Origin of the sequence: Pseudomonas sp. GM79 (genome assembly GCF_000282495.1) — a bacterium.
GTDB lineage: Bacteria > Pseudomonadota > Gammaproteobacteria > Pseudomonadales > Pseudomonadaceae > Aquipseudomonas.
On record NZ_AKJE01000077.1, the window covers coordinates 1 to 21,278 of the forward strand.

Consider the following 21,278-nt stretch of genomic DNA (forward strand, 5'->3'; position numbering starts at 1 on the left):
CAGGAAACCGGCTTCGACGGCCAGCGCACCGCCTACGCCTACGACCTCAACGGGCAGTTGCTGGAGAAAATCGAGTTTGGCGATGACGGTTCGCAACTGGTTACCGGTTATCAACGGGATTCGGCCGGGCGCTTGCTGGTCAAAACGTTGCCCGATGGCATCCAGGTCGAATATCGCTATGACAGCCTTGCCCGACTGATCGGCGTCGACGACGGCCACGATCACCCGCTGGAATTCGAGTACGACCAGCAGGACCGGCTGATCACCGAGCACCAGGGCTGGGGCACGCTGCGTTATGCCTACGACGCCTGCGGCCGACTCAACCGCCTGCGCTTGCCGGACGGCAGCAAACTCGACTACCAGCACGCCAAGGGCGGGGCGCTGACGGCCATCGACCTGAATGGCGCCCGACTCACCACCCATCAGTTTGCACTCGGCCGCGAGCAGCAACGCCAGCAGGGATTGCTGCTCAGCGAATATGCCTACGACGATCAGGGCCGTTTGAAGGCCCACGCCGTCAGCCAACAGCAAAAAAACCTGTACCGCCGCGACTATGCCTACAGCCTCAACGGCAATCTCGATCACATCGCCGACACCCGCCACGGCCAGCGCAACTACCAATACGACCCGCTCAACCGCCTGATTCGCGTGCGCCACTCCCGCGACCAACCGCCGGAAAGCTACGCCCACGACCCGGCCGGCAACCTGCTGATGCAGGACCGCCCCGGCCCGACGACCGTCAAAGGCAATCGCCTGTTGATGCAGGGTGACCGCCATTACGACTACGACGCCTTCGGCAACCTGATCCGCGAACGCCGCGGTACCGCGCACAAACTAGCCACCGAATACCGCTACGACTGTCAGCATCGGCTGATCGGCGTCACGACCCCGGACGGTCGTTGTTCAAGCTACCGCTACGACGCCTTCAGCCGCCGCATTGCCAAAACCGTCGACGGTAAAACCACCGAGTTTTTCTGGCAGGGCGACAACCTCATTGCCGAAAGCAGCCGCGAGCATTACCGCAGCTACGTCTACGAACCGGGTAGCTTCCGTCCACTGGCGATGCTCGACGGCAAAGGCCCGAAAAAGGCCTGCCCGTTCTACTACCAACTCGATCACCTCGGTACACCGCAGGAACTGACCGATTTTGGTGGCGAGATCGTGTGGTCGGCGAGGTACAACGCCTACGGCAAGGTCACGCGCCTAGAGTTCGGCGGGGGCGAGCAGTTCGAGCAACCGCTACGTTTCCAGGGGCAGTACTTCGACGCCGAGAGCGGCCTGCACTACAACCGGCATCGCTACTACAATCCGGAGGTCGGCCGGTACCTGACGCCGGATCCGATCAAATTGGCGGGCGGGCTGAACCAGTACCAGTACACGCCGAATCCGACGGGGTGGGTTGATCCGTTGGGGTTGAGCACCTGCCCCGGGGGGAATGGATGTGAGAAACCGTCGTTTGGAGAGCAAGATCCGACCGGCAAGGCGGTAATTGACGAAGGTGAGCCTCGTCTGCCTTCTGTGATCCGTGATGTTGATCCAAACAGTCTAAAAAGAACTCATGCGATAGAGGGTAAAGCTTCCGCGAAACAAGTAGAAGCAATCGCCAGCAAAATGCAAAAAAATGGGTATGACGATGATTGGCCGATTGATGTTGTGGAGCATAATGGCAGTCGCTATATAGTCGATGGACATCATAGAGCTTCTGCGGCCAGACGAACTCACACAAAAGTTACCATCGTATTGATAAAGGATCTCGTTGGTCATCACGGTGCTTTTAATGCCTTGGATGAAGTAATGGAGTCCGCTGATAGCGTGGGGCATGACAGATTGATGAGGCCAAGAAGATGAAGAATAAGGATCTGGAGTGTTTGGTTGATGATTTTTTAATTCAAGTCGATAGAGCTACAGACTTGCTTGAGAAAAAATTTGGTAGAAAATGTATTCTTCGGCTTTGGCGGTTAAATGAAATCCCACAGCGAGGTATAGTTACAGATGGTGTTAGTTATGAGTTGCATGGGGTCGGTTGTAGGGTGAGTTTTCCGGAAGTGTGCGTCGACTTCGATTATGGACCTGACGAAAGGGTTGATGGGTTTGATATATGGAGACTTTATGTGTATGCGTGCGAGGTTCCCAGTCTGTATCCGAAATATACAGATCAGAGCGTATTAGAGCGCGACTTCAAAGAATATATAAGACTTGGTAAGGTTGAGAGGGTTTCTGGCTCTTTGTCGAGTCTGTATTTCAAAAATAAACTACGATGGTAAGGTCGCTTTTCCTCGCAGCTTTAGATAATTGACTTTGGAAATATTTTAGAGTTTAAGTCTGTTGGAGCGGCAGGTACAGAGGTGTCACAGATGTTTGTGGAGGCTGTTACACCTTTATCAAGAAGTATGTGGCACTAGTAATTGCAATTGACGAAGTTGTTGAGGAGGAGGTCGTACTGCTCATCGAAGGTCTCAAGCTCAAATGCTTTGCGAGCTGCTGTCTTTTATAGTTGAAGTGGGAAAGCAGTATGAAGTGGAATTCGTTCTGGTTTTGCCAGATCGTGATTTTGTTGTCGTGGCACAAGAAACGAGTATGCAGGTCGAAATGATTGGTGACGGGTTTTCATATGTTCTTTATGGGTGTTTGGATGGAAGTGTATTCCGATCTTTTATTGATTTTCCGGAACAAGAAATTCACTGCGAATTTCCATATCTCAATGAAAAATTCGTAAAGGTAACAGTGGGCCGGATTGATGTGGCCTTCTGATGGGGTGAGAAATTTCCGGGCGAGATCATCGGAAGTTTCCTTCAAGTTGTAGCGGTTTGCATGAACTGGTGCGCGATACGCTCCATCGATAGTCTTGGGGTTGTCACTGCAAATTCAGTGACAGGGCGTGGAAGCCCTTCTATCGTTAGGCGCATCAAGCGCCACCAGTTCGGCGTTTTTTATCGTCTGTGTTTTATGGTGGCTGTGCGCGGGGCGCTTTCGAGTGCGCCAGGTGCCTAACGTCCTGGTCTTCCACACCTGCGTGCAGCCGCCACCTATTGCGTGGAAGTGATTTCTGGCGGCTCCAATCCATACGTTAGGAATCAAACAATGACAGCAATTACCCCTGATCCACCCTGCGAAAAACCAATTCCCCACCCCAAAAACCGCTTCATGGCACTCACCAGCAACTGCAACGACATGCCCACGCTGTTCGTCGATACCCATGCGCCGCTCGATGTTTTGTATGACGCTGCCAGCTATCGAATTCGTGCCGTCACCCAGGTGCTTGAGAACCTGTCCATGCGCGGCTCAGTCGAATGCGATTCGACGATACTCAGCGACTTTGCCTTGCTCTGCGCCATCCCACTGCGCGATGGTTGTGATGTGCTGGATGTGCTGGATGTGCTGGATGTGCTGGATGTGCTGGATGTGCTGGATGTGATGGGGCGGCGGTTGCGGGCTCGACCTTCGGGCGATGTCTAGTGACGGATTAGTCCTGGAAATTTGTGGTGCCTGAGCGGGCCTCTTCGCGGGCAAGCCTCGCTCCTACAGGTATTGTGTCGTTTGTGGATATTGCGAATGACACAAATGTAAATTAACCCATTGCATGTCTGACAAACGAACGTGGCGTGAGGGAAACCTCCCGCCACGTTTGCGTTTTTGCCTGCTTGGTAATTTAGTTGATCGCTTTTTAGCGAATTGCCCTACAGCAACATCATCCTTTCCCGACTTCTTTCCTGATTGATCCCCCGCAAAGTCTCGCGCGTTTATTGCCGTGTAGATTCATCGGAGATTTCCTTCAAGTTGTAGCGGTTTGCATGAACTGGTGCGAGATGAGTTCACCCGATAGCCTTTGATGGTCACTGAAAATTCAGTGGTGGGGTGTAGGAACCCTGTATTTGCATCGGTAATGCGCAAGCGTCGAAACCTGATTTGCGGCCGTCAATGGGCGTCCGTAAGATCCGTTACGGCGGCTGTGCGCGGGCACGCTTCTGCGTGGTCGAGTTTCCGATGCTCGGTATTCCTACCCCGCGCATAGCTGCCACCCAAGCCTGTAGGAAGGCTTTTGGCAGCTCCCACTTTCATCGGAAGGTTTCAAATGCCAACACTTCATCCTGATCCACCCTACGAAAAACCAATTCCCCACCCCAAAAGCCGCTTCATGGCGCTCACCAGCAACTGCAACGACATGCCCACGCTGTTCGTCGATACCCACGCGCCGCTCGATATTTTGACCGAGGCCGCCAGCTACCGGATTCGTGCTGTAACGCAGGTGCTCGAAAACCTGTCCATGCGCGGCTCCGTCGAGTGTGATTCGACGATACTCAGCGACTTTGCCTTGCTCTGCGCCATTCCACTACGCGATGGCTGTGATGTGCTGGATGTGATTGGGCGGCGGTTGCGGGCAATGCCGTCGGAATAGCGTCGAGCACTGTGGCGAGGGAGCTTGCTCCCGCTGGGTCGCGAAGCGGCCCCAAAAGGGGACTGCTGCGCAGTCCAGCGGGAGCAAGCTTCCTCGCCACAATCACCGATGCCCGGCAACCAACGCTTCCTCGACTGTTGGTACCGCCAGGCTATCAATCACATGCACGCTATACCCCGGCACATTCTTCGCGTGATGCTTGGCCTGTGATGCCATCTCTGCCAACTGGCTCGCATCGAGTTGTCCGCAGGCCTGTGGATGCAAATGCACCACGCCGATGGACAGGGACAGCAGCGGAAATTCCTGTCTTACGCCTTGGCGGTTGGGTGCGATGAAGCAGCCGGCTTCCAGGTGTTCGCTGCGGTAAAAGCGTCGGCATTGGCTGTGGAAGTCGTCCAGCAATTGGTTCAGGCGTTTGCGCCAGTCTTCCGGGCCGAGCACCAGCAGGAAGTCGTCGCCGCCGATATGGCCGACGAAATCGCGAGATGGGTCGATGCGGTCGTTCAGGCATTGCGCCAGACACAGTAGGACTTCATCGCCGCGACCGTAGCCGTAGATGTCGTTGAAGGGTTTGAAGCTGTCGATGTCCACGTAGCAGATCACCGATTCCCGTTCCTGTTGCAGCAGCCGTGTCAGGCATTGCTGGATCGGTACATTGCCCGGCAGCAGGGTCAGCGGGTTGGCGTAGCGGGCTTGCTGGATTTTCAGTTCGGTAATCAGCTTGAGCACGTCGATCACTCGGCCCAGCCCCAAATAGCTGCCGTTGAGGGTGATGATGAAGTCTTCTTCGATGCGCTGGCGGGCGCGGCTGGTGATCAAGCGACTGACCTGTTGCAGCGACTGGCTCAACTCCACAGCGAGGAAGTCGTCGCTCATCAAGCGACTGATCGGCTTGCGGGCAAACAGGTCAGTGGCGAAGGGCTTGAGCAAGGCGTCCGAGAGCGAATGGCGGTGGACGATGCCACAGGGCTGGCTCTGTTTGTCGAGCACCGCCAGGGAGTTCAGGTTGGCCTGGCGGCGGAAGGCTTCCAGCACGGTGGCGGTCGGGGTGTCGCTGGTCACCGCCGGCTGGTCGTTGAGCAGGGCGCTGAGGTCACTGACTTCCTCGTTCAGTATCGCGGCGATGCTGTTTGGTTTGGGCATCAAGGTTCGGGCATCGCGAGGCGGATGCTCCTGGGGCCGGCAGAGCAGATAACCTTGCAGCAGATCAACGCCCATTTCGGTCAACACCGCCAGTTCTTCCGGCAATTCGATGCCTTCTGCGATCACTTTTGCCCGGGAAGCCTTGGCGATCTGCAGGATCGAGCCAACGAATTCACGCTTGAGCGCGTCCTGGTGAATGCCGTCGATAAAGTGCCGATCGATCTTGACGTAATCCGGGCGCAATTCAGACCAGAGGCGCAAGCTTGAATACCCCGCACCCAGATCATCCAGTGCAATGGAAAAGCCCATTGCCCGATAGTGATGCAGGGCGTTTTGCAGCAGCTGGAAATCGTCGGTCGGGGTCTGTTCGGTGAGTTCAATGACCACCTGGCTCGGTGGGATGCCGAAATCCTGCAACAGTTGCAAAGTGCGTCCGGGTTGGTGGGCGGCTTCGAGCAGGGATTCCGGGGATACGTTGAGGAAGAGTTTGCCGGGCAGTTGCTGTTCATTGAAGCGTCGGCAAGCACTTTGACGGCAAGCGATCTCCAGTTCGCTGAGGCGACCGGCCTGGCGAGCTACCGCGAACAGGGCAACAGGGGAGTGGAGCGGACTGTTGGAGGGGCCGCGGCTGAGGGCTTCGTAGCCAACGATACGTCGTTCAGAGAGGGAAATGATCGGCTGGAACAGGCTGTGCAAACCGCTTTGAGTCAATATTGAGCTCAAGGCACTCAGCTGTTCGGTCGTGGTCATGGCGTTCTCTGGCGATAAAAAAAGGACCGGGTGCAAGGTGCACCCAGTCCTTTATTTCACGACAGAATGATGTCTGTTTGATGACGCTCCGGAGGGCGTCAGCATTAAATTGCCATCATCTTGGTTGTAGCCTCTTAGTGCTTGGCAACCGCGGTGTTGAGTTTCAAGTAATCCAGCAGAATCCGCCCCGTCTCGCTCAGATAAGCATCGTCTTCTGGCTTGGTCTTGTCCGGCTCACCCGCGAGGGCATCTTCGTCTTCTTTCTTCAGCTCTTTGAGCGGTTCTTCGCCCTTGGCCTTGCGACGGATGTTTTCCATGGCCAGTTGCTTGGCTTCGATATCGGCATGTTGTGCACGACGCTCGGCTTCATTGAGGCTGACGGTTTTTTCGCTCATCAACTTCTGCGCCAGGGCCAGTTTGTCGCGGATGAACACGAACTCCGCGTCTTTGGCCGTGCGTACGTCATGCTCGGACTTGAGCTGCGTGATGTACGGTTTGAACGGGTCAAGCGCAGGCTTGATGGCCGCACGAATGGTGTCCCACGGCATGGCTTCCGGCAGGGCGCTTTCGCCGATTTCCTTGGTGTCGATGATCGATGGGTAATCGATGTCCGGCAGCACGCCCTGATGCTGGGTGCTCTGGCCGGAAACCCGGTAGAACTTGGCCAGGGTCAGTTTCAGTTCGCCATGGTTCAGCGGCTGAATGGTCTGCACGGTGCCTTTGCCGAAGGTCTGGCCGCCGATGATCAGCGCGCGGTGGTAGTCCTGCATGGCGCCGGCGAAAATCTCCGAAGCCGAGGCGGACAAACGGTTGACCAGCAACACCATCGGGCCTTTGTAGAACGCGCCCGGGTTTTCATCTTCCAGCACATCGACCCGGCCGTCGGCGTTACGCACCAGTACGGTCGGACCTTTGTCGATGAACAGACTGGTCAGCTCGGTGGCTTCCTGCAAGGAGCCGCCGCCGTTGTTGCGCAGGTCGATGACCACGCCGTCGACCTTGTCTTTCTGCAGCTCGGTCAGCAGCTTCTTGACGTCGCGGGTGGTGCTCTTGTAGTCCGGATCACCGGCACGGAAGGCCTTGAAGTCCAGGTAGAAGGCCGGGATCTCGATGACGCCGAGTTTGTAGTCCTTGCCATCCTGCTTGAGGTTGAGGACCGACTTCTTCACCGCCTGATCTTCGAGCTTCACCGCTTCGCGGGTAATCGGCACGATTTTGGTGGTCTGGTCGTTCGGCGCGTTGCTGGCCGGAATCACTTCCAGGCGCACCACGGTGCCTTTGGGGCCACGAATCAGTTTGACCACTTCGTCCAGACGCCAGCCGACCACGTCGACCATCTCTTTGTTGCCCTGGGCCACGCCGATGATCTTGTCGGCCGGTGCAACCTGCTTGGTCTTGTCGGCCGGGCCGGCAGGCACCAGGCGTACGACTTTCACTTGATCGTTATCGCTCTGCAACACGGCGCCGATGCCCTCCAGGGACAGGCTCATGTTGATGTCGAAGTTTTCCGCGTTATCCGGCGACAGATAGTTGGTGTGCGGGTCGTAGGACATGGCGAAGGTATTGATGTACGCCTGGAAGATGTCTTCCGCACGGGTCTGGTCCAGACGCGACAGCTGATTCTTGTAACGCTTGGTCAGGGTTTCCTGAATCTGCTTCGACTCTTTGCCGGAGATCTTCATCCGCAGCACTTCGTCCTTGACGCGTTTGCGCCACAGGTCGTCCAGCTCGGCGGTGGTCTTGAGCCAAGGGGCATCCTTGCGATCGACCAGCAAGGTTTCCTTGGCGGTGAAGTCGATCTTGTCGACGCCCTTGTTCAGCTCGGCAAGGGCAAAGTCCAGACGCGCCTTGACGCGGTCCAGGTAGCGCTTGTAGATGGTGAACCCGGCGTTCAGGTCGCCGCTTTTGAGGAAGTCGTCAAACTGGGTTTTCCATTTGTCGAATTCGGCAATATCGCTGGCCATGAAATAGCTACGCGATGGATCCAGCAGCTTGATATAGCTGTCGTAGATGATCACGGAGCGTGCATCGTCGAGCGGTGGTTTGCTGTAATGGTGACGCTTGAGCAATTCGACGACGTTCAGACTGGCGATTACTTCGTCACGATCGGGCTGAAGCTTGTCCCAGCTGTTGGCTGCGAACGAATTGCTCGACATCGGCAAAAGACCGAGACCAATGACAAGAGCGAGGGCGGTGCTGGGGAGCAGATGCTTCATGCTGATTCGACGCAGGGACAATTGATAACGCATATTAGGCCGTCTTTGAAGTCGCCGGATCCACAAGGACCGGTCGCATAATGCAAAAAGCCCGGCGCTACAGCTTCGGGCTCAGTCCAGACTCACTATGGAGGCACTGTGAAAGCATTGCAAGGCGTTGAGGGGCGAGTGGAGTGGGTTGAAGAGCCGAGTCCTACGTGCGATGTAGGACAAGTTCGCATCCGGGTGGCGGCAGCAGGACTCAATCGCGCTGATTTGTTACAGAAAGCAGGACTTTATCCGCCACCGCCGGGGGCCAGTCAAGTACTGGGTCTTGAGTGTTCGGGGGTGATCAGCGAGGTCGGTCCGGGCTCTTCCTGGCAGGTCGGTGATCGGGTTTGCGCCTTGCTGGCCGGGGGCGGGATGGCCGAAGAGGTAGTTGTCGACGGACGGCATGTGTTGCCGGTTCCCGAAGGTTTGTCCCTGACCGAGGCGGCGGCATTGCCGGAAGTGTATGCGACTGTTTGGCTGAATTTGTTTCAACTGGCTGCGCTCAAACCGGGTGAGAAAGTTCTCCTGCACGCCGGCGCCAGTGGAATCGGTTCAGCTGCCATTCAGCTGTGCAAGGCATTTGGTAACCCGTGCTGGGTTAGCGTCGGCTCTGCCGAGCGTCTGGCTTACTGCGAAGCGTTGGGCGCACAGGGTGGCGTAGTGCGCAATGGCGATCTGGATAGCTTGAATGATCTCGCGCCGTTCGACGTGATCCTCGACCCGGTGGGTGGTAACTATGCGGCGTTGAACCTCAAGCTGCTGGCTCGCGATGGTCGTTGGGTGCTGATCGGATTGATGGGCGGTCGCGAGGCGCAGCTGGATCTGGCGCAGGTACTGGCCAAACGTGTGCAACTGCTGGGTTCAACCTTGCGCAACCGCGATGAGCAGTTCAAGGCCGATTTGTTCAGCGATCTCGGCCAGCATGTCTGGCCGCTGTTTGCCGAAGGGCGTTTGAGCCCGCAACTGGCCAGGACATTTGCAATCAAGGATGCCGAAGCGGCATTTGCGGAGCTGGCGACGAATAAGGTGTCGGGGAAGTTGGTGTTGGTGATCGACGAAAGCCTGACCTGAAATCGGGTTGGCAGCCAAAAGATCGCAGCCTCGCTTCGCTCGACAGCTCCTACAGGTGTAAACAATCCATTTGTAGGAGCTGTCGAGCGAAGCGAGGCTGCGATCTTTTGCTTTTACTTCCAGATATGGATTGGCCAGCCGGCCTTTTCGGCGTGTTCGAGTAGCACCGGATCCGGATTCACCACATGCGGAAAGTCCACTTTCAGCAGCAGCGGCAAGTCATTGCGTGAATCTGAATAGAAACTCGCGCCTTCCAGGTTTTCCTCCTCCGCATCCAGCCATTCCAGCAACCGGGTGATCTTGCCTTCGCGGTAGGTCAACGTGCCAACGGTATTGCCGCTATACACCCCGTGTGCCACTTCCAGCTCGATGCCGAGAATCTCGTCGATGCCCAAGCGGTCGGCAATCGGCTTGACCAGATGCGTGCCCGAGGCCGAGATCACCAGGATCCGGTCGCCAGCCTTGCGGTGGGCGGCGATGGCTTTGGTGGCGTCGCTGAAGATGATCGGCTCGATGAAGTCTTCCACCCAAGGCCCGACCAGATGGTCGACTTCTTCCGGTGTGCGCCCGATCATCGGCTCCAGGCTGAAGGTCATGTACTCCTCCATACGCAACTTGCCGTGGCTGTAAGCGTCCATCAGTTCGTTGTTCTGACGCATGAACGACTCAGGATCGACCCAGCCCAGGCGACCCATTTGCTCGCTCCAAAGGGTGGCGCAGTCGCCGTGGATCAGGGTTTCGTCCAGATCAAAAATTGCCAGGGCCATCGGGTTCTCTCTGAGAACAGCTGCAAGCTTCAAGCTTCAAGCTGCAAGAAGTGGATTTTGGTGATCAGCAGTCTACAACTTGAAGCTTATGGCTTGTAGCTTGCCGCTGCTTTCAAGCGACCTCACACAGGGCCGTCGGATCGATGGAAAGCGCCAGACGCTGACCATCGGGATGCAGGTCGGCCGCCGAACGGTTCAGCACATCCACCACCAATTCCACGCCCCGGGCTTCGACCCGATAGCGAATCACGTTGCCCAACAGGCTGTGGCTGCGGATCTGCGCGTCGAGTTCGCCGTTCAGGCTCAGTTCAATAGCTTCCGGGCGAATGGCGAGGCGATGGGTGATCGGTCGTTGCAGCAGTTTGCTGGCGCTGTCGGCATCCAGCAGGTTGTAGTTGCCGATGAAGCCTGCGGCAAACACATCGACTGGCGCGGTGTAGAGGGTTTCGGCATCGCCGCTCTGTACGATCTTTCCCTGATTCATCAGGAAGATTCGGTCAGACATGGTCAGGGCTTCTTCCTGATCGTGAGTGACGAAGATCGTGGTCAGACCCAGTTCGCGCTGGATCTGACGGATCTGCTCGCGCAGGTGCTTGCGAATCCGCGCGTCTAGCGCAGACAGCGGCTCATCCAGCAACAACAACCGAGGCCGGGTCACCAGCGAGCGAGCCAGGGCGACACGCTGACACTGGCCGCCGGACAGTTGATGCGGGTAGCGGGCGGCAAAATCATTGAGTTCCACCAGTTGCAACACTTCGGCGACGCGTTTTTGGCTGTCGTCGGCGTTGACCTTCTGCATGCGCAAGCCAAAGGCGACGTTTTGCTCCACGGTCATGTTCGGGAACAGTGCGTAACTCTGGAACACCATGCCGATCCCGCGTTTCTGCGGGCTCAGCGGGACGAGGTCCTGACCTTCCAGCAGGATCTTGCCGCCGTCTACCGAGGTCAGGCCGGCGATGCAACGCAACAGGGTGGACTTGCCGCAACCGGACGGGCCAAGAAGCGTGACGAATTCGCCTTTCTTGATTTCGCAGTTGATATCGCTGAATACGGTAGTTCCAGAATAATTTTTCTGAAGGTGTTGGACGCTGACATAGCTCATTCGCTTTTGTCCTTGTTCAAGATATTGGCCGCCCAGGTCAGAACCAGCACAAAGAAGAAGTAGGAAATCACCAGCGCGCTGGTGAAGTGGCCGCTGCTGTTACGCATGTTGTTGAGGTAGACCTGCAGGGTTTCATAGCGGGTGCCGACGAGGATGTTGGCGAACACGAACTCACCGAACAGAAACGAGAACGACAGCAACAATGCCACCATCAGACCCTTGCGCAGGTTCGGTAGCACCACCAGGAATGCCGCTTGCCAAGTGCTGGCGCCGAGCAGTTGCGCGGAGTCCATCAGGTCGCGCAGGTTGATCGCTTGCAGGTTGTTGGTGATCGCCCGGTACATGAACGGCAGCGCCACGGTGAAGTAGCAACCAATCAGAATCCACGGCGTGCCGACCATCGCGAACGGCCCCGAGCCATAGAGCTGCAACAACCCCACCGACGACACCACCGGCGGTACCGCGAAGGGCAGCAGGATCAGGATATTCATCAAAGCGTCGAGTTTCGGGAAGTGGTAATGCACCACGAACAGCAGCGGCAGAATCAGCACCACCGACAGAATCAGCGAGCCCACGCAGACCAGTAACGACTGGCCGAACGCGTCGAGAAAGCGCGGATCGCTCCAAAGCTGGAGGTACCACTTGAAGGTAAAACCGCTGGGCATGATCGTCGCGGACCAACTGCTGGAGATCGAGTAGATCAATGTTCCAAGCAGCGGCAACAGCAGAATGGCAAACAACAAATACACCACCACCCGGTGGTAGATACCGACGGGGCCCAGTTCAGCGCGAGACATGGTAGCTCCTCTTCAACAGCAGCTGATGCACGATAGTCACCAAGGTCATCAACGCCACCAGCACCACGGCCAAGGCGCTGGCCAGGTTCGGGTCCAGGGAAATGTCGCCGGAGACCATTGCTGCGATGCGGATCGGCAGCACGTTGAAGTTGCCGGTGGTCAGGGCGTAGACCGTGGCATACGCGCCGAGGGCGTTGGCCAGCAGGATTACGAATGTGCCCAGCAGCGCCGGGGTCAGTACCGGTAAACCGATGTGTCGCCAGAATTGCCAGCCGTTGGCACCGAGCAACGCGGCGGACTCACGCCAGTCTTCGCGCAAGGCGTCGAAAGCCGGGTAGAGCAGCAACACGCCCAGGGGAATCTGGAAGTAGGTGTAGAGGATGATCAGACCGGTTTTCGAGTACAGGTTGAAGTCCTGAATGATCCCGGCCTGTTTGAGCATAATGGTGATGCTGCCGTTGAACCCCAGCAAAATGATGAACGCGAAGGCCAGGGGCACGCCGGCGAAGTTGCTGGTCATGTTGGCGAAGGCGTTGACGAAGTTGCGCAGTTTCGAGTCGACCCGGCGCAAGGAGTAGGCGCCGAGTACGGCGATGATGATGCCGAACACGCTGGACCAGAAACTGATCTCGAGGCTGTACTGGATCGCCTGCAGATAGAACTTCGAATTGAAGATTTTGCTGAAGTTGGCCAGGCCCCAGCCGAACTCTTCCGATTCCAGGCTGTTGATCATTACCCAGAGCAGCGGGGCGATCTGGAACACAAAGAAGAAAATCGCGAAGGGCACCAGGCATAAAGCGGCCAGCCATTTACCGCGGGTCATGGCGTTCACTTGAGCAGCTCCCGGCACACAGGTTTGTCGTGGGGCACGCCCAGCAGTTCGCAGACGGTGCCGCAGATTTCGGTCTGTTTCGGCGCGGCGTTTTGGTTGAAGCTGAAGGCATCGCCGAGGACGAACAACGGCACTTCGCGTTCTTCGGGCAACAGGCCGTTGTGCGAGCGGTCGTTGTTCATGCCGTGGTCAGCCGTCACCAGCACCTGGTAACCGGCGTCGAGCCAGCCTTGCAGGTAATCGGCGAGGATGATGTCGGCTGAGCGAGCGCTGTTGCGGTACTGCGAGGTGTCGAGGCCGTGCTTGTGCCCGGCGTCGTCGATGTTCATGGGGTGGACCAATAAAAAGTTCGGCGCGTGGCGCAGGCGCAGGTGTTCCGCGTCGGCGAACAGGTGCGAGTCGGGGTAGTGGTCGTTCCAGTAGAAGTGACCGTGCTGGATCGGCAGTTTGGGGTCATCGGTATGACGATCCCGGGCGGCCATGAACGGCGAACGGTTATACAACTCGCTGACCCAGTGATAGGCCGCGGCTGCGGTTTTCAGGCCGGCGTCGGTGGCGTAATGGTAGATGCTGCGCTGGTTGGACAGGCGCGAGACGTTGTTGTGAACGATGCCGCTGTCGATCGGCGTAACGCCGGTCAGGATGCATTCATAAAGCGGTCGGGACAGGGCCGGCAGTTCGCACTCCAGTTTGTAGAGTGCCGCGCGTCCTGCGCCAACGTAAGCCTGCAGATGCCCCATGGCGTGGCGCGCGACTTCGTAATTGAGGCCGTCGAGCACGACAAGGATGACGTTGTGCTTCATAGGGGCTGGGACTCCGCAAAACAGATGATTCAAATACGCAACCAATCCCCTGTGGGAGCGGGCTTGCTCGCGAAAGCGGCGGGTCAGTCAACAAAGGTGTTGAATGTAAGTCCGCCTTCGCGAGCAAGCCCGCTCCCACATGGATCTCCATCAGATCCCCGGATGGGGATCTACCGTGTTACGGCATGTTGATGATGACTTCTTCCTGCCACTTCTGCGGCAGCGCCTTGGAGGTCTTTTCCCACGCGTCGGCGTCTTTGATCGGCGTAACCTTTTTGTACTGCTCGTTAGGCAGCAGCTTGGACTTCACGTCTTCCGGCAGTTTGATGTGCTCGGCGCGGATCGGACGGGCGTTGCCTTTCGCCAGGTTGATTTGGCCGGCATCGCTGAAGATGTATTCGCGGGTCAGCTTGGCGGCGTTCGGGTTCTTCGCGTATTTGTTGATGATGGTGGTGTAACCGGAAATCACCGAGCCGTCGGATGGAATCAGCACGATGTAGTCATCCGGATTCGCCATCTTGGCCTTGTAGCTCAGACCGTTGAAGTCCCAGACCACGCCGACTTCGATTTCACCCTTTTCCATGGTGGCGATCGTCGGGTTGGCCATGGACAGGCGGCCTTGCTTGGCGATGTCCGCGAACAGCAACAGGGCTGGCTGAATGTTTTTCTCGTCACCGCCATTGGCGAGGGCGGCGGCCAGTACACCGTTGGCCGCTTGAGCGGCAGTGCTGACGTCACCGATGGAGACTTTGTATTTGCCGGTCTTGAGGTCAGCCCATTTGGTTGGCGCTTCGGAACCGTGCAGCAGTTTTTTGTTGACGATGAACGCGATGGTGCCGGTGTAGGCCAGCGCCCAGTTACCGTCCTTGTCCTTGGCCCAGTCGGGAATCTGTTCCCAGGTAGTTGGCTTATAAGGTTGCACCACGCCCTGCTTGACCGAGATCGGGCCGAAGGCGGCACCGACGTCGCCGATGTCGGCTGTGGCGTTATCTTTTTCGGCGGCGAACTTGGCGATTTCCTGAGCCGAGCTCATGTCGGTGTCGATGTGTTTCAGGCCATATTTCTTGGCCAGGTCTTCCCAGGTGCCTTTCCAGTTGGCCCAGTCATCGGGCATGCCGACGCTGTTGACTGCGCCTTCCGCTTTCGCAGCGGCTTCCAGGGTTTTCAGATCATCCGCCGCCATGGCGGAGGTGCACAGGGCAATGGTCGAGCCTAACAGTGATGCCAGGAAAAACTGTTTCATCCGAAGCTCCTTTGGGCGTTTTCAACGCTGCGATTGCGGTTGTGTTGGTCTAGGTCAGCAATACCTGAGCCAATTTAGGCGGGTTGGATGACATTTTGATGTCGACGACCGGTCGGCCTGAATTTTCTGCGCTCGGATACGCGGGGTGCGAGATAAGCGTAGACCATGGCTAAGGAGCTGATATGAAAGGGACTTGGCCATAAAATTGCAGGTGTCTGGCGCAACCGTTCGGCGGCTTTGTCATCTGTCAGTCATATGCAGTGCCTAGGCTTGCAGGCAGTTGAAGGAACCGATTTGAATCACGGTTCTGCCCTGAATCAGTGCTGGTCTAGTCCAGATAGGTAACGTTGATGCGCATCGAGACCACCAAAGCGGTGACAGCCATCGGGCAGGTTCTGCAAGAACAGCTTGACCACGGTCTGTTGGCGCCCGGGAGCAAGTTGCCGGCAGAGCGCAAGCTCAGTGAGTTGTTCGGTACCACGCGGATCACCGTGCGTGAGGCTTTATTGCAGTTGGAGGCTCAGGGCCAGATTTATCGCGAGGAACGACGCGGCTGGTTCGTGTCGCCACCGCGACTGGCTTATAACCTGATGCAGCGTAGTCACTTCCACGCGATGGTCAGTGCGCAGGGGCGGGTGCCGTCCACCGAAGTGATCTCGGCGCGCTTGCAACCGGCATCAGCGGCGGTGTGTGCCTGGTTGCAGTTGCCGGCGCTGTCGAGCGTGATCCAGATCTGCCGCTCAAGACGGATTGACGGGCGATTGGTGTTGTATGTGGAGCATTACCTGAACCCGCAGTTTTTCCCCGGGATTCTGGACTTCGATCTGAATCAGTCGATGACCGAACTGTATGCACGGCATTACGACTTGCACTACGGGCGGGTGCGTTTCGAGATTGTGCCGACGGCGTTGTCGGTGGACGCCGCGGCGGCTTTACGGGTGTCGGTGGGCAGCCCGGGGTTGCGGATTGCCCGGGTCAATTACGACCAGCACGAACGGTTGATCGATTGCGACCTCGAATTTTGGCGCCATGATGCGATTCATGTCGGGGTGGATGTGGTGTAGGGAACGCGACCTGGCATCCAACCGTGCTTCATCTGCGTACACGATTCCCCCACTGTAGGAGCTGCCGAAGGCTGCGATCTTTTGATCTTGATTTTCAACGCATTTGAAGACGCCCGAAGATCAACATCAAAAGATCGCAGCCTGCGGCAGCTCCTACAAAGGCAGTGAGGTTGAATGTAAGTCCGTCTTCGCGGGCAAGCCTCGCTCCTGCAAGGGATTTTATTCCTTGGCGACTTGCACACTCATCCGCGGCGTCGCCAGATCCAGCCCGGCTTCATCCAGATGGCGCTTTAACGACAGGTTGAACGCCCGGGAAACTTCCCACTGCTTGATTGGCGCGGTCTTGAAGCGTGCGCGAAGAATCGCGTTGCCGGATTCGAAACTTTCTACCCCCTGAATCTCCAGCGGCGACCAGATGTTTCGCCGTTGCAGCGGGTCGGTGCGCATTTTCTGGCCGACTTCGCGCATCAGTTTGATCGCTTCGTCGATGTCCATGTTGGAGGGTACCGCCACCCGGAAGATCGCGTAACCGAATTCCCGGGAGTAGTTCTTGATGCTTTTGATTTCGCTGAACGGAATGGTGTGAACGATGCCGTCAATGTCCCGCAGGCGCACGGTGCGGATGGTCAAGCCTTCGACCGTGCCCAAGTGGCCGCCGACGTCCACGTAGTCGTCGATGGCCAGGGAGTCTTCGATGATGATGAACAAACCGGTGATCAGGTCGGCCACCAATGATTGTGCACCGAAACCGATGGCCAGACCGATCACACCGGCACCGGCCAGCAACGGCGTGACGTTCATGCCCATGTTCGCCAGCGCGACGATCAGCGCGATGATGAAAATCGCCACGAACAGCACGTTGCGAATCAGCGGCATCATCGTCTGTGCACGGGCATTGGCCAGGCCTTTGCGCGAGCGGGTGAGGGCGTGATGCACGGCGGTGTCACTGAGGATCCAGATCAGCCAGGCAAAAATCAGCGTGCCACCGAGGCTGAACAGTTTGACGCTGACCTCATGGCCTTCGCCTTCGGTGAAGCGGATCAGCGACATTCCCCAGACGCGCAGGCCGAGTTCGATGAATGCCAGCCACACCAGCAGATGGGCGAGGGTGTAGAAGAAGCTTTTCAGGCGATCCGAATACAGCGCGTGGCGCTTCACGCTGCGTTGCGGTTTGAGTGAATGGCGGCGCACCAGCCCATTGATGACCATGCACAACACCAGCAGCACGGTACAGATCAGTGACTGACGCAAGGCCGTGCTGGTGTCGCCGGCGGAGACGAAGGTGGCGAACAGCGAGATGCCCACCAGCACCAGCGCTGGCAGGTACCAAAAGGTGCCGAGGATTTCGATCGTGTCGCTCAAGGCCCGGCGAGTCAGGCGCCGGGATAGCGGTTGGTTGCGGATCAAGTGCGCGATGGGCCGACGGAAACGCAGAACGAAAAAACCGGTGGAGATCGCCGCCAACACATTGGCGAACGTCGCTGCTGTGTGAGCCAGGTGACTGCCGAGGCTTTCAACCAGACGCGGATCGTTCAGGGCTTCACCGAAGGCAGCGAAACTGCCGATCAGCCACAACGGGCGGAAGGCCTGATGCCGCAGGATGTACAAGGCACGGTGGCGATGCGGACCATCCAGCACGGAAAACGCGATCACGCAGATCGCCGAGAAACAGGTACCGACCACCAGCGCATAGGCCAACACCATGGCCAGGCTTTTGCCCAATGACGAAGGCAGGGCGTAGGTCATGTAAACCGTCATGACCAAGGCAATCAACCACGGTCCGAGTTTGCGCAAGGCGAAGCGCAGCATGTCCAGCGCCTTCGGGTGTTGTGGCAGTTCTTCGGTGAGGCCAAAGCGCATGCGTACCCGGTGGCCGAGCCAGATCAGGGCGGCGGCCAGCAGGCTCCAGACCATCAGGATTACAGCGAAAGCAAAGATGATCGGCAGCCATTCATTGGCCGGCAGCATCAGCGCCGCCAGTTCATCCTTGGCCAGATCGACTTCTTCGGACCAGCGATTAAGTGGACTGTCGGCGCCGGAAAATTGCTTTTCGAGACCGGCCAGAGTGCCGCCGATCAGCCCCAGCACGCCTTGTTCAGTGGTCGGCTGAGCCTTTTGGGTGACGTCGCGAAGTTTTTTCAGGTCCGTCAGTAGCTGGGTGCGCTGCTGATCGTTTTCCAGGGACTTGATGACTTCGTCCAGCGATTGCCCCAACGGCTCTTGTGCTTGCGGCTGGGTTTTCGCCGAGCCATTGAGCAACCCCGGCAAACTGACCGCTTGGGCAGGCGCCATCGGCAGCAGTGTCATCAGGCAGGCAAGGAGCAAACATGGCAGGGCAAAAAGACGAGCGAACACGGTCAACCTCGGATGAGCGAATCGGCCGAGTGTACGAGCCCGTCAAAATCAATGCGAGCCAGGCGCGAGGATTTATTCGTTGAGTTTGGCGAGGATCTTGTAGATCACAGTGGCGAGGATCATCAGCATGCCAACCCACATCGCGAACACACCGGCGTTCTTGTCGCGAAAGTTGAAGCCGATGGCCAGCATGATCATCCCGGAAAGAATCGGGATCAGCATGGCGTGGAACGAAGACAACGAGATCATGGTGACAGCCTTGTCGGAGAGGGGTACTGCAAGTCTAGGCGGCTTTCGGACGAGCGGAGGTGTGTGGGGCGGAAGTGAGTCAGAAGCAGCGCAATCCGTGTGGGAGCGGGCTTGCTCGCGAAGGCGGTGTGTCAGGTAACATTAATGTCGACTGACACACCGCCTTCGCGAGCAAGCCCGCTCCCACAGGTTGCGATTCGCTCGGACTACGGCAATTCGCGGCAGGTGTAAAACGCGCTCAGCACTTTGACCAGATGCGCCAGGTCATGGCTGCCGCACAACTCACGGATCGAGTGCATGGCGAACGTCGGCAAACCGATGTCCACGGTGCGCACGCCCAGGTGGCTGGCGGTGATCGGGCCGATGGTAGAGCCGCAGCCCATGTCGCTGCGTACCACGAAGCTCTGCACCGGTACTTCTTCGGCCATGCACAAATGGCGGAAGAACCCGGCGGTTTCGCTGTTGGTGGCGTAGCGCTGGTTGCTGTTGACCTTGATCACCGGGCCGGCGTTGAGTTTCGGGCCGTGGTTGGCGTCGTGCTTGTCCGCATAGTTCGGATGCACGCCGTGGGCGTTGTCGGCCGAAACCAGCAGGGATTTCTGAATGGTCCGTACGAATTCATCCCCTTCGGGCAACAGACGACGCAGGGTTTGCTCAAGCATCGGACCGTCGGCGCCACAGGCGGAGCAGGAACCGACTTCTTCGTGATCGTTGCAGACCAGCACGCAGGTTTCGTCGGTTTCGGTCGTCAGCAAAGCTTGCAGGCCGGCGTAGCACGACAGCAAGTTATCGAGGCGCGCACCCGCAATGAAATCGCCATGCAGGCCAATGACCGCTGCGCTTTGGGTGTCGTAGAAGCTCAGCTCGTAATCGAGTACCACGTCAGCGTTCAGGCCGTGTTCGCGGGCCAGTTGATCGGTGAGCACGGCGCGGAAGTCCACGCGCTCGTCACCGGCGAATTGCGCGAGGATCGGCGGCAGTTCGGTCTGGGCGTTGATCGCCCAGCCCATGTTGGCTTCACGGTTGAGGTGAATGGCCAGGTTCGGAATGATCGCGATAGGTGCCTTGAAGTCGATCAACTGGCTCTCGACCTTGCCGTCGCGGCGGAAGGTTACGCGACCGGCCAGAGACAGATCACGGTCGAACCACGGTGCCAGCAGTGCACCGCCATAGACTTCGACACCCAGTTGCCAGAAGCCCTGGCGTTGCAGTTCCGGCTGGGGTTTGACCCGCAGGCACGGGCTGTCAGTGTGCGCGCCGACCAGTCGGATGCCGCCGTGCAAGGGCGAATGACGACCCATTTTGAACGCGACGATCGAAGAGTCGTTACGGGTGACGTAGTAACGACCATTGGCTTCAGTGGTCCACGGCTCGCGCTCGTCGAGGCGCATATAACCGGCCGCTTCCAGACGCTGAACAAGGCTGGCGGTGGCATGGAACGGGGTAGGGGAGGCCTTGAGGAAGTCGATCAGGCCTTGGTTCAACTCTTCGCGCATAAGAAGCTCCAGACAGCAGTGGCGCCAGTTTAACGTATTGGTCACCGAATTGGCGGTGGACTGCTGCTGGGTTGCACTCGAATCTGTGCCTGCCAGAGATCTCCTTGTGGGAGCGGGCTTGCTCGCGAAAGCGGTGTATCAGGCGACATAGATGTTGACTGGCACTCCCTCTTCGCGAGCAAGCCCGCTCCCACAGGTTGCTCATTGGCCTTAGAACGGTGCAGGGCACTCAAAGCGCAGGCGTTCGCCGGTCTGGGGATGAGTGAAGCTGAGCATGCTCGCGTGCAGGCACAAGCGTGGCCAGGCAGCCAGTGCCTGTTCATGGGCATAGAGTCCGTCACCTAACAGCGGGTGACCTATCGAGAGCATATGCACGCGCAACTGGTGAGAGCGGCCGGTGATCGGCGTCAGTTCGACGCGGCACCAGTCGCCACAACGCTCCAGCACACGCCAGAACGTCAGGGCATGCTTGCCGAATTCGTGGTCCACCACGTGGCGTGGCTTGGTTGGAGGGTCGTAGCGCAGGGGCAGGTCGATGCTGCCGCTGTCCAGTTCCGGTTGTCCCCAGCACAGGGCGGTGTAGGCTTTTTCGGTTTCGCGGTCGTGAAATTGCCGAGACAGCTCGCGATGAGTGTCCGGGTCACGGGCCAACAGAATGATACCGGACGTTTCCCAGTCCAGCCGATGGACGATTCGTGCTTCCGGGTAGCCGTTTTCTTGCAGGCGCGTAATCAGGCAGTCCTTGTTGTCATCGGCCCGGCCGGGGACGGAGAGCAACAGGGTCGGTTTGTTCACCACCAGTACGGCGGCGTCCTGATGAATGATGCGGATGTTGGACAACGGCATTAAAACAGCCTCGTAACAAACGCCAACGGCGGCTCAGAACCAAAATGCCCAATGTAGGAGCTGCCGCAGGCTGCGATCTTTTGATTTTGCTTTTAAAACAAGATCAAAAGATCGCAGC

The 21,278-nt window shown here is 57.8% G+C and carries 19 protein-coding genes; 7 read left to right on the forward strand and 12 right to left on the reverse strand.

What is annotated here, in order from left to right; genetic code table 11:
- The 5 genes from PMI36_RS09195 to PMI36_RS09180 form a co-directional block, all read left to right on the forward strand.
- The coding region (locus PMI36_RS09195; RefSeq protein ID WP_008073673.1) for an RHS repeat-associated core domain-containing protein at positions 1–1,848 on the forward strand (1,848 nt) is incomplete at its 5' end.
- Complete coding sequence (locus PMI36_RS09190; protein ID WP_008073674.1) at positions 1,845–2,264, forward strand: DUF6896 domain-containing protein; 420 nt, start codon at positions 1,845–1,847, stop codon at positions 2,262–2,264. The genes PMI36_RS09195 and PMI36_RS09190, both read left to right, overlap by 4 nt.
- Before the next feature lie 202 nt (positions 2,265–2,466).
- Positions 2,467–2,751: a hypothetical protein gene (locus tag PMI36_RS0129745; protein WP_008073676.1), complete on the forward strand. Its 285-nt coding sequence runs from the start codon at positions 2,467–2,469 to the stop codon at positions 2,749–2,751.
- Positions 2,752–3,081: 330 nt separating this feature from the next.
- Positions 3,082–3,456 carry a hypothetical protein gene (locus tag PMI36_RS09185; protein WP_008073679.1) on the forward strand — a complete coding sequence of 125 codons (375 nt, stop codon included), beginning with the start codon at positions 3,082–3,084 and terminating at the stop codon, positions 3,454–3,456.
- A gap of 616 nt (positions 3,457–4,072) precedes the next feature.
- Complete coding sequence (locus PMI36_RS09180) at positions 4,073–4,396, forward strand: hypothetical protein (RefSeq protein WP_008073680.1); 324 nt, start codon at positions 4,073–4,075, stop codon at positions 4,394–4,396.
- Positions 4,397–4,498: 102 nt separating this feature from the next.
- Here the strand turns inward: PMI36_RS09180 and PMI36_RS09175 are convergent, their stop codons facing one another.
- Positions 4,499–6,289: a bifunctional diguanylate cyclase/phosphodiesterase gene (locus tag PMI36_RS09175; RefSeq protein ID WP_008073681.1), complete on the reverse strand. Its 1,791-nt coding sequence runs from the start codon at positions 6,287–6,289 to the stop codon at positions 4,499–4,501.
- A 134-nt stretch (positions 6,290–6,423) separates the two neighbouring features.
- Positions 6,424–8,505, reverse strand: coding sequence for a carboxy terminal-processing peptidase (locus tag PMI36_RS09170; RefSeq protein WP_162130633.1), 2,082 nt, complete (start codon positions 8,503–8,505; stop codon positions 6,424–6,426).
- 138 nt (positions 8,506–8,643) lie between these two features.
- On the opposite strand from PMI36_RS09170, the gene PMI36_RS09165 reads away from it, so the two are divergent.
- A complete protein-coding gene (locus PMI36_RS09165; protein WP_008073683.1) occupies positions 8,644–9,606 on the forward strand; it encodes a zinc-binding dehydrogenase in 963 nt (320 codons plus the stop codon).
- A gap of 113 nt (positions 9,607–9,719) precedes the next feature.
- Here PMI36_RS09165 and PMI36_RS09160 read toward each other — a convergent pair whose 3' ends face one another.
- The 6 genes from PMI36_RS09160 to PMI36_RS09135 form a co-directional block, all read right to left on the reverse strand.
- Positions 9,720–10,373, reverse strand: coding sequence for an HAD family hydrolase (locus PMI36_RS09160; protein WP_008073684.1), 654 nt, complete (start codon positions 10,371–10,373; stop codon positions 9,720–9,722).
- A gap of 112 nt (positions 10,374–10,485) precedes the next feature.
- The gene (locus tag PMI36_RS09155) at positions 10,486–11,475 is read right to left on the reverse strand and encodes an ABC transporter ATP-binding protein (protein ID WP_008005678.1); all 990 of its coding nucleotides are present in this window, start codon (positions 11,473–11,475) and stop codon (positions 10,486–10,488) included.
- The gene (locus tag PMI36_RS09150) at positions 11,472–12,272 is read right to left on the reverse strand and encodes an ABC transporter permease (RefSeq protein ID WP_008073685.1); all 801 of its coding nucleotides are present in this window, start codon (positions 12,270–12,272) and stop codon (positions 11,472–11,474) included. The genes PMI36_RS09155 and PMI36_RS09150 overlap by 4 nt, the downstream gene beginning before the upstream one ends.
- Positions 12,259–13,095, reverse strand: a complete 837-nt coding sequence (locus PMI36_RS09145; protein WP_162130634.1) for an ABC transporter permease — start codon at positions 13,093–13,095, stop codon at positions 12,259–12,261. The genes PMI36_RS09150 and PMI36_RS09145 overlap by 14 nt, the downstream gene beginning before the upstream one ends.
- Positions 13,096–13,100: 5 nt before the next feature.
- Positions 13,101–13,907, reverse strand: a complete 807-nt coding sequence (locus PMI36_RS09140) for an alkaline phosphatase family protein (RefSeq protein WP_007898860.1) — start codon at positions 13,905–13,907, stop codon at positions 13,101–13,103.
- A 178-nt stretch (positions 13,908–14,085) separates the two neighbouring features.
- A complete protein-coding gene (locus tag PMI36_RS09135) occupies positions 14,086–15,150 on the reverse strand; it encodes an ABC transporter substrate-binding protein (protein WP_008073686.1) in 1,065 nt (354 codons plus the stop codon).
- Between the two features lie 350 nt (positions 15,151–15,500).
- Between PMI36_RS09135 and PMI36_RS09130 the strand changes: the two genes are divergently transcribed.
- The gene (locus PMI36_RS09130; protein ID WP_007898856.1) at positions 15,501–16,214 is read left to right on the forward strand and encodes a UTRA domain-containing protein; all 714 of its coding nucleotides are present in this window, start codon (positions 15,501–15,503) and stop codon (positions 16,212–16,214) included.
- A 219-nt stretch (positions 16,215–16,433) separates the two neighbouring features.
- On the opposite strand, the gene PMI36_RS09125 is transcribed toward PMI36_RS09130, so the two are convergent.
- The 4 genes from PMI36_RS09125 to PMI36_RS09115 form a co-directional block, all read right to left on the reverse strand.
- The gene (locus PMI36_RS09125) at positions 16,434–18,569 is read right to left on the reverse strand and encodes a mechanosensitive ion channel family protein (protein ID WP_008073687.1); all 2,136 of its coding nucleotides are present in this window, start codon (positions 18,567–18,569) and stop codon (positions 16,434–16,436) included.
- A 72-nt stretch (positions 18,570–18,641) separates the two neighbouring features.
- Positions 18,642–18,818 carry a hypothetical protein gene (locus PMI36_RS31735; RefSeq protein WP_007898847.1) on the reverse strand — a complete coding sequence of 59 codons (177 nt, stop codon included), beginning with the start codon at positions 18,816–18,818 and terminating at the stop codon, positions 18,642–18,644.
- A 206-nt stretch (positions 18,819–19,024) separates the two neighbouring features.
- The gene (locus PMI36_RS09120; protein ID WP_008073688.1) at positions 19,025–20,314 is read right to left on the reverse strand and encodes a M18 family aminopeptidase; all 1,290 of its coding nucleotides are present in this window, start codon (positions 20,312–20,314) and stop codon (positions 19,025–19,027) included.
- A gap of 210 nt (positions 20,315–20,524) precedes the next feature.
- Positions 20,525–21,160, reverse strand: coding sequence for an RluA family pseudouridine synthase (locus PMI36_RS09115; protein ID WP_008073690.1), 636 nt, complete (start codon positions 21,158–21,160; stop codon positions 20,525–20,527).
- Between the last annotated feature and the right edge of the window lie 118 nt (positions 21,161–21,278).

What these genes read in the sequence shown, in the direction of transcription:
- PMI36_RS09170 (WP_162130633.1), bottom strand. Translation starts at nt 8,505, where the DNA reads ATGAAGCATCTGCTCCCCAGCACCGCCCTCGCTCTTGTCATTGGTCTC.
- PMI36_RS0129745 (WP_008073676.1), top strand. Translation starts at nt 2,467, where the DNA reads ATGCTTTGCGAGCTGCTGTCTTTTATAGTTGAAGTGGGAAAGCAGTAT.
- PMI36_RS09150 (WP_008073685.1), bottom strand. Translation starts at nt 12,272, where the DNA reads ATGTCTCGCGCTGAACTGGGCCCCGTCGGTATCTACCACCGGGTGGTG.
- PMI36_RS09140 (WP_007898860.1), bottom strand. Translation starts at nt 13,907, where the DNA reads ATGAAGCACAACGTCATCCTTGTCGTGCTCGACGGCCTCAATTACGAA.
- PMI36_RS09190 (WP_008073674.1), top strand. Translation starts at nt 1,845, where the DNA reads ATGAAGAATAAGGATCTGGAGTGTTTGGTTGATGATTTTTTAATTCAA.
- PMI36_RS09180 (WP_008073680.1), top strand. Translation starts at nt 4,073, where the DNA reads ATGCCAACACTTCATCCTGATCCACCCTACGAAAAACCAATTCCCCAC.
- PMI36_RS09145 (WP_162130634.1), bottom strand. Translation starts at nt 13,095, where the DNA reads ATGACCCGCGGTAAATGGCTGGCCGCTTTATGCCTGGTGCCCTTCGCG.
- PMI36_RS09130 (WP_007898856.1), top strand. Translation starts at nt 15,501, where the DNA reads ATGCGCATCGAGACCACCAAAGCGGTGACAGCCATCGGGCAGGTTCTG.
- PMI36_RS09115 (WP_008073690.1), bottom strand. Translation starts at nt 21,160, where the DNA reads ATGCCGTTGTCCAACATCCGCATCATTCATCAGGACGCCGCCGTACTG.
- PMI36_RS09135 (WP_008073686.1), bottom strand. Translation starts at nt 15,150, where the DNA reads ATGAAACAGTTTTTCCTGGCATCACTGTTAGGCTCGACCATTGCCCTG.
- PMI36_RS09120 (WP_008073688.1), bottom strand. Translation starts at nt 20,314, where the DNA reads ATGCGCGAAGAGTTGAACCAAGGCCTGATCGACTTCCTCAAGGCCTCC.
- PMI36_RS09155 (WP_008005678.1), bottom strand. Translation starts at nt 11,475, where the DNA reads ATGAGCTATGTCAGCGTCCAACACCTTCAGAAAAATTATTCTGGAACT.
- PMI36_RS09160 (WP_008073684.1), bottom strand. Translation starts at nt 10,373, where the DNA reads ATGGCCCTGGCAATTTTTGATCTGGACGAAACCCTGATCCACGGCGAC.
- PMI36_RS09185 (WP_008073679.1), top strand. Translation starts at nt 3,082, where the DNA reads ATGACAGCAATTACCCCTGATCCACCCTGCGAAAAACCAATTCCCCAC.
- PMI36_RS31735 (WP_007898847.1), bottom strand. Translation starts at nt 18,818, where the DNA reads ATGATCTCGTTGTCTTCGTTCCACGCCATGCTGATCCCGATTCTTTCC.
- PMI36_RS09175 (WP_008073681.1), bottom strand. Translation starts at nt 6,289, where the DNA reads ATGACCACGACCGAACAGCTGAGTGCCTTGAGCTCAATATTGACTCAA.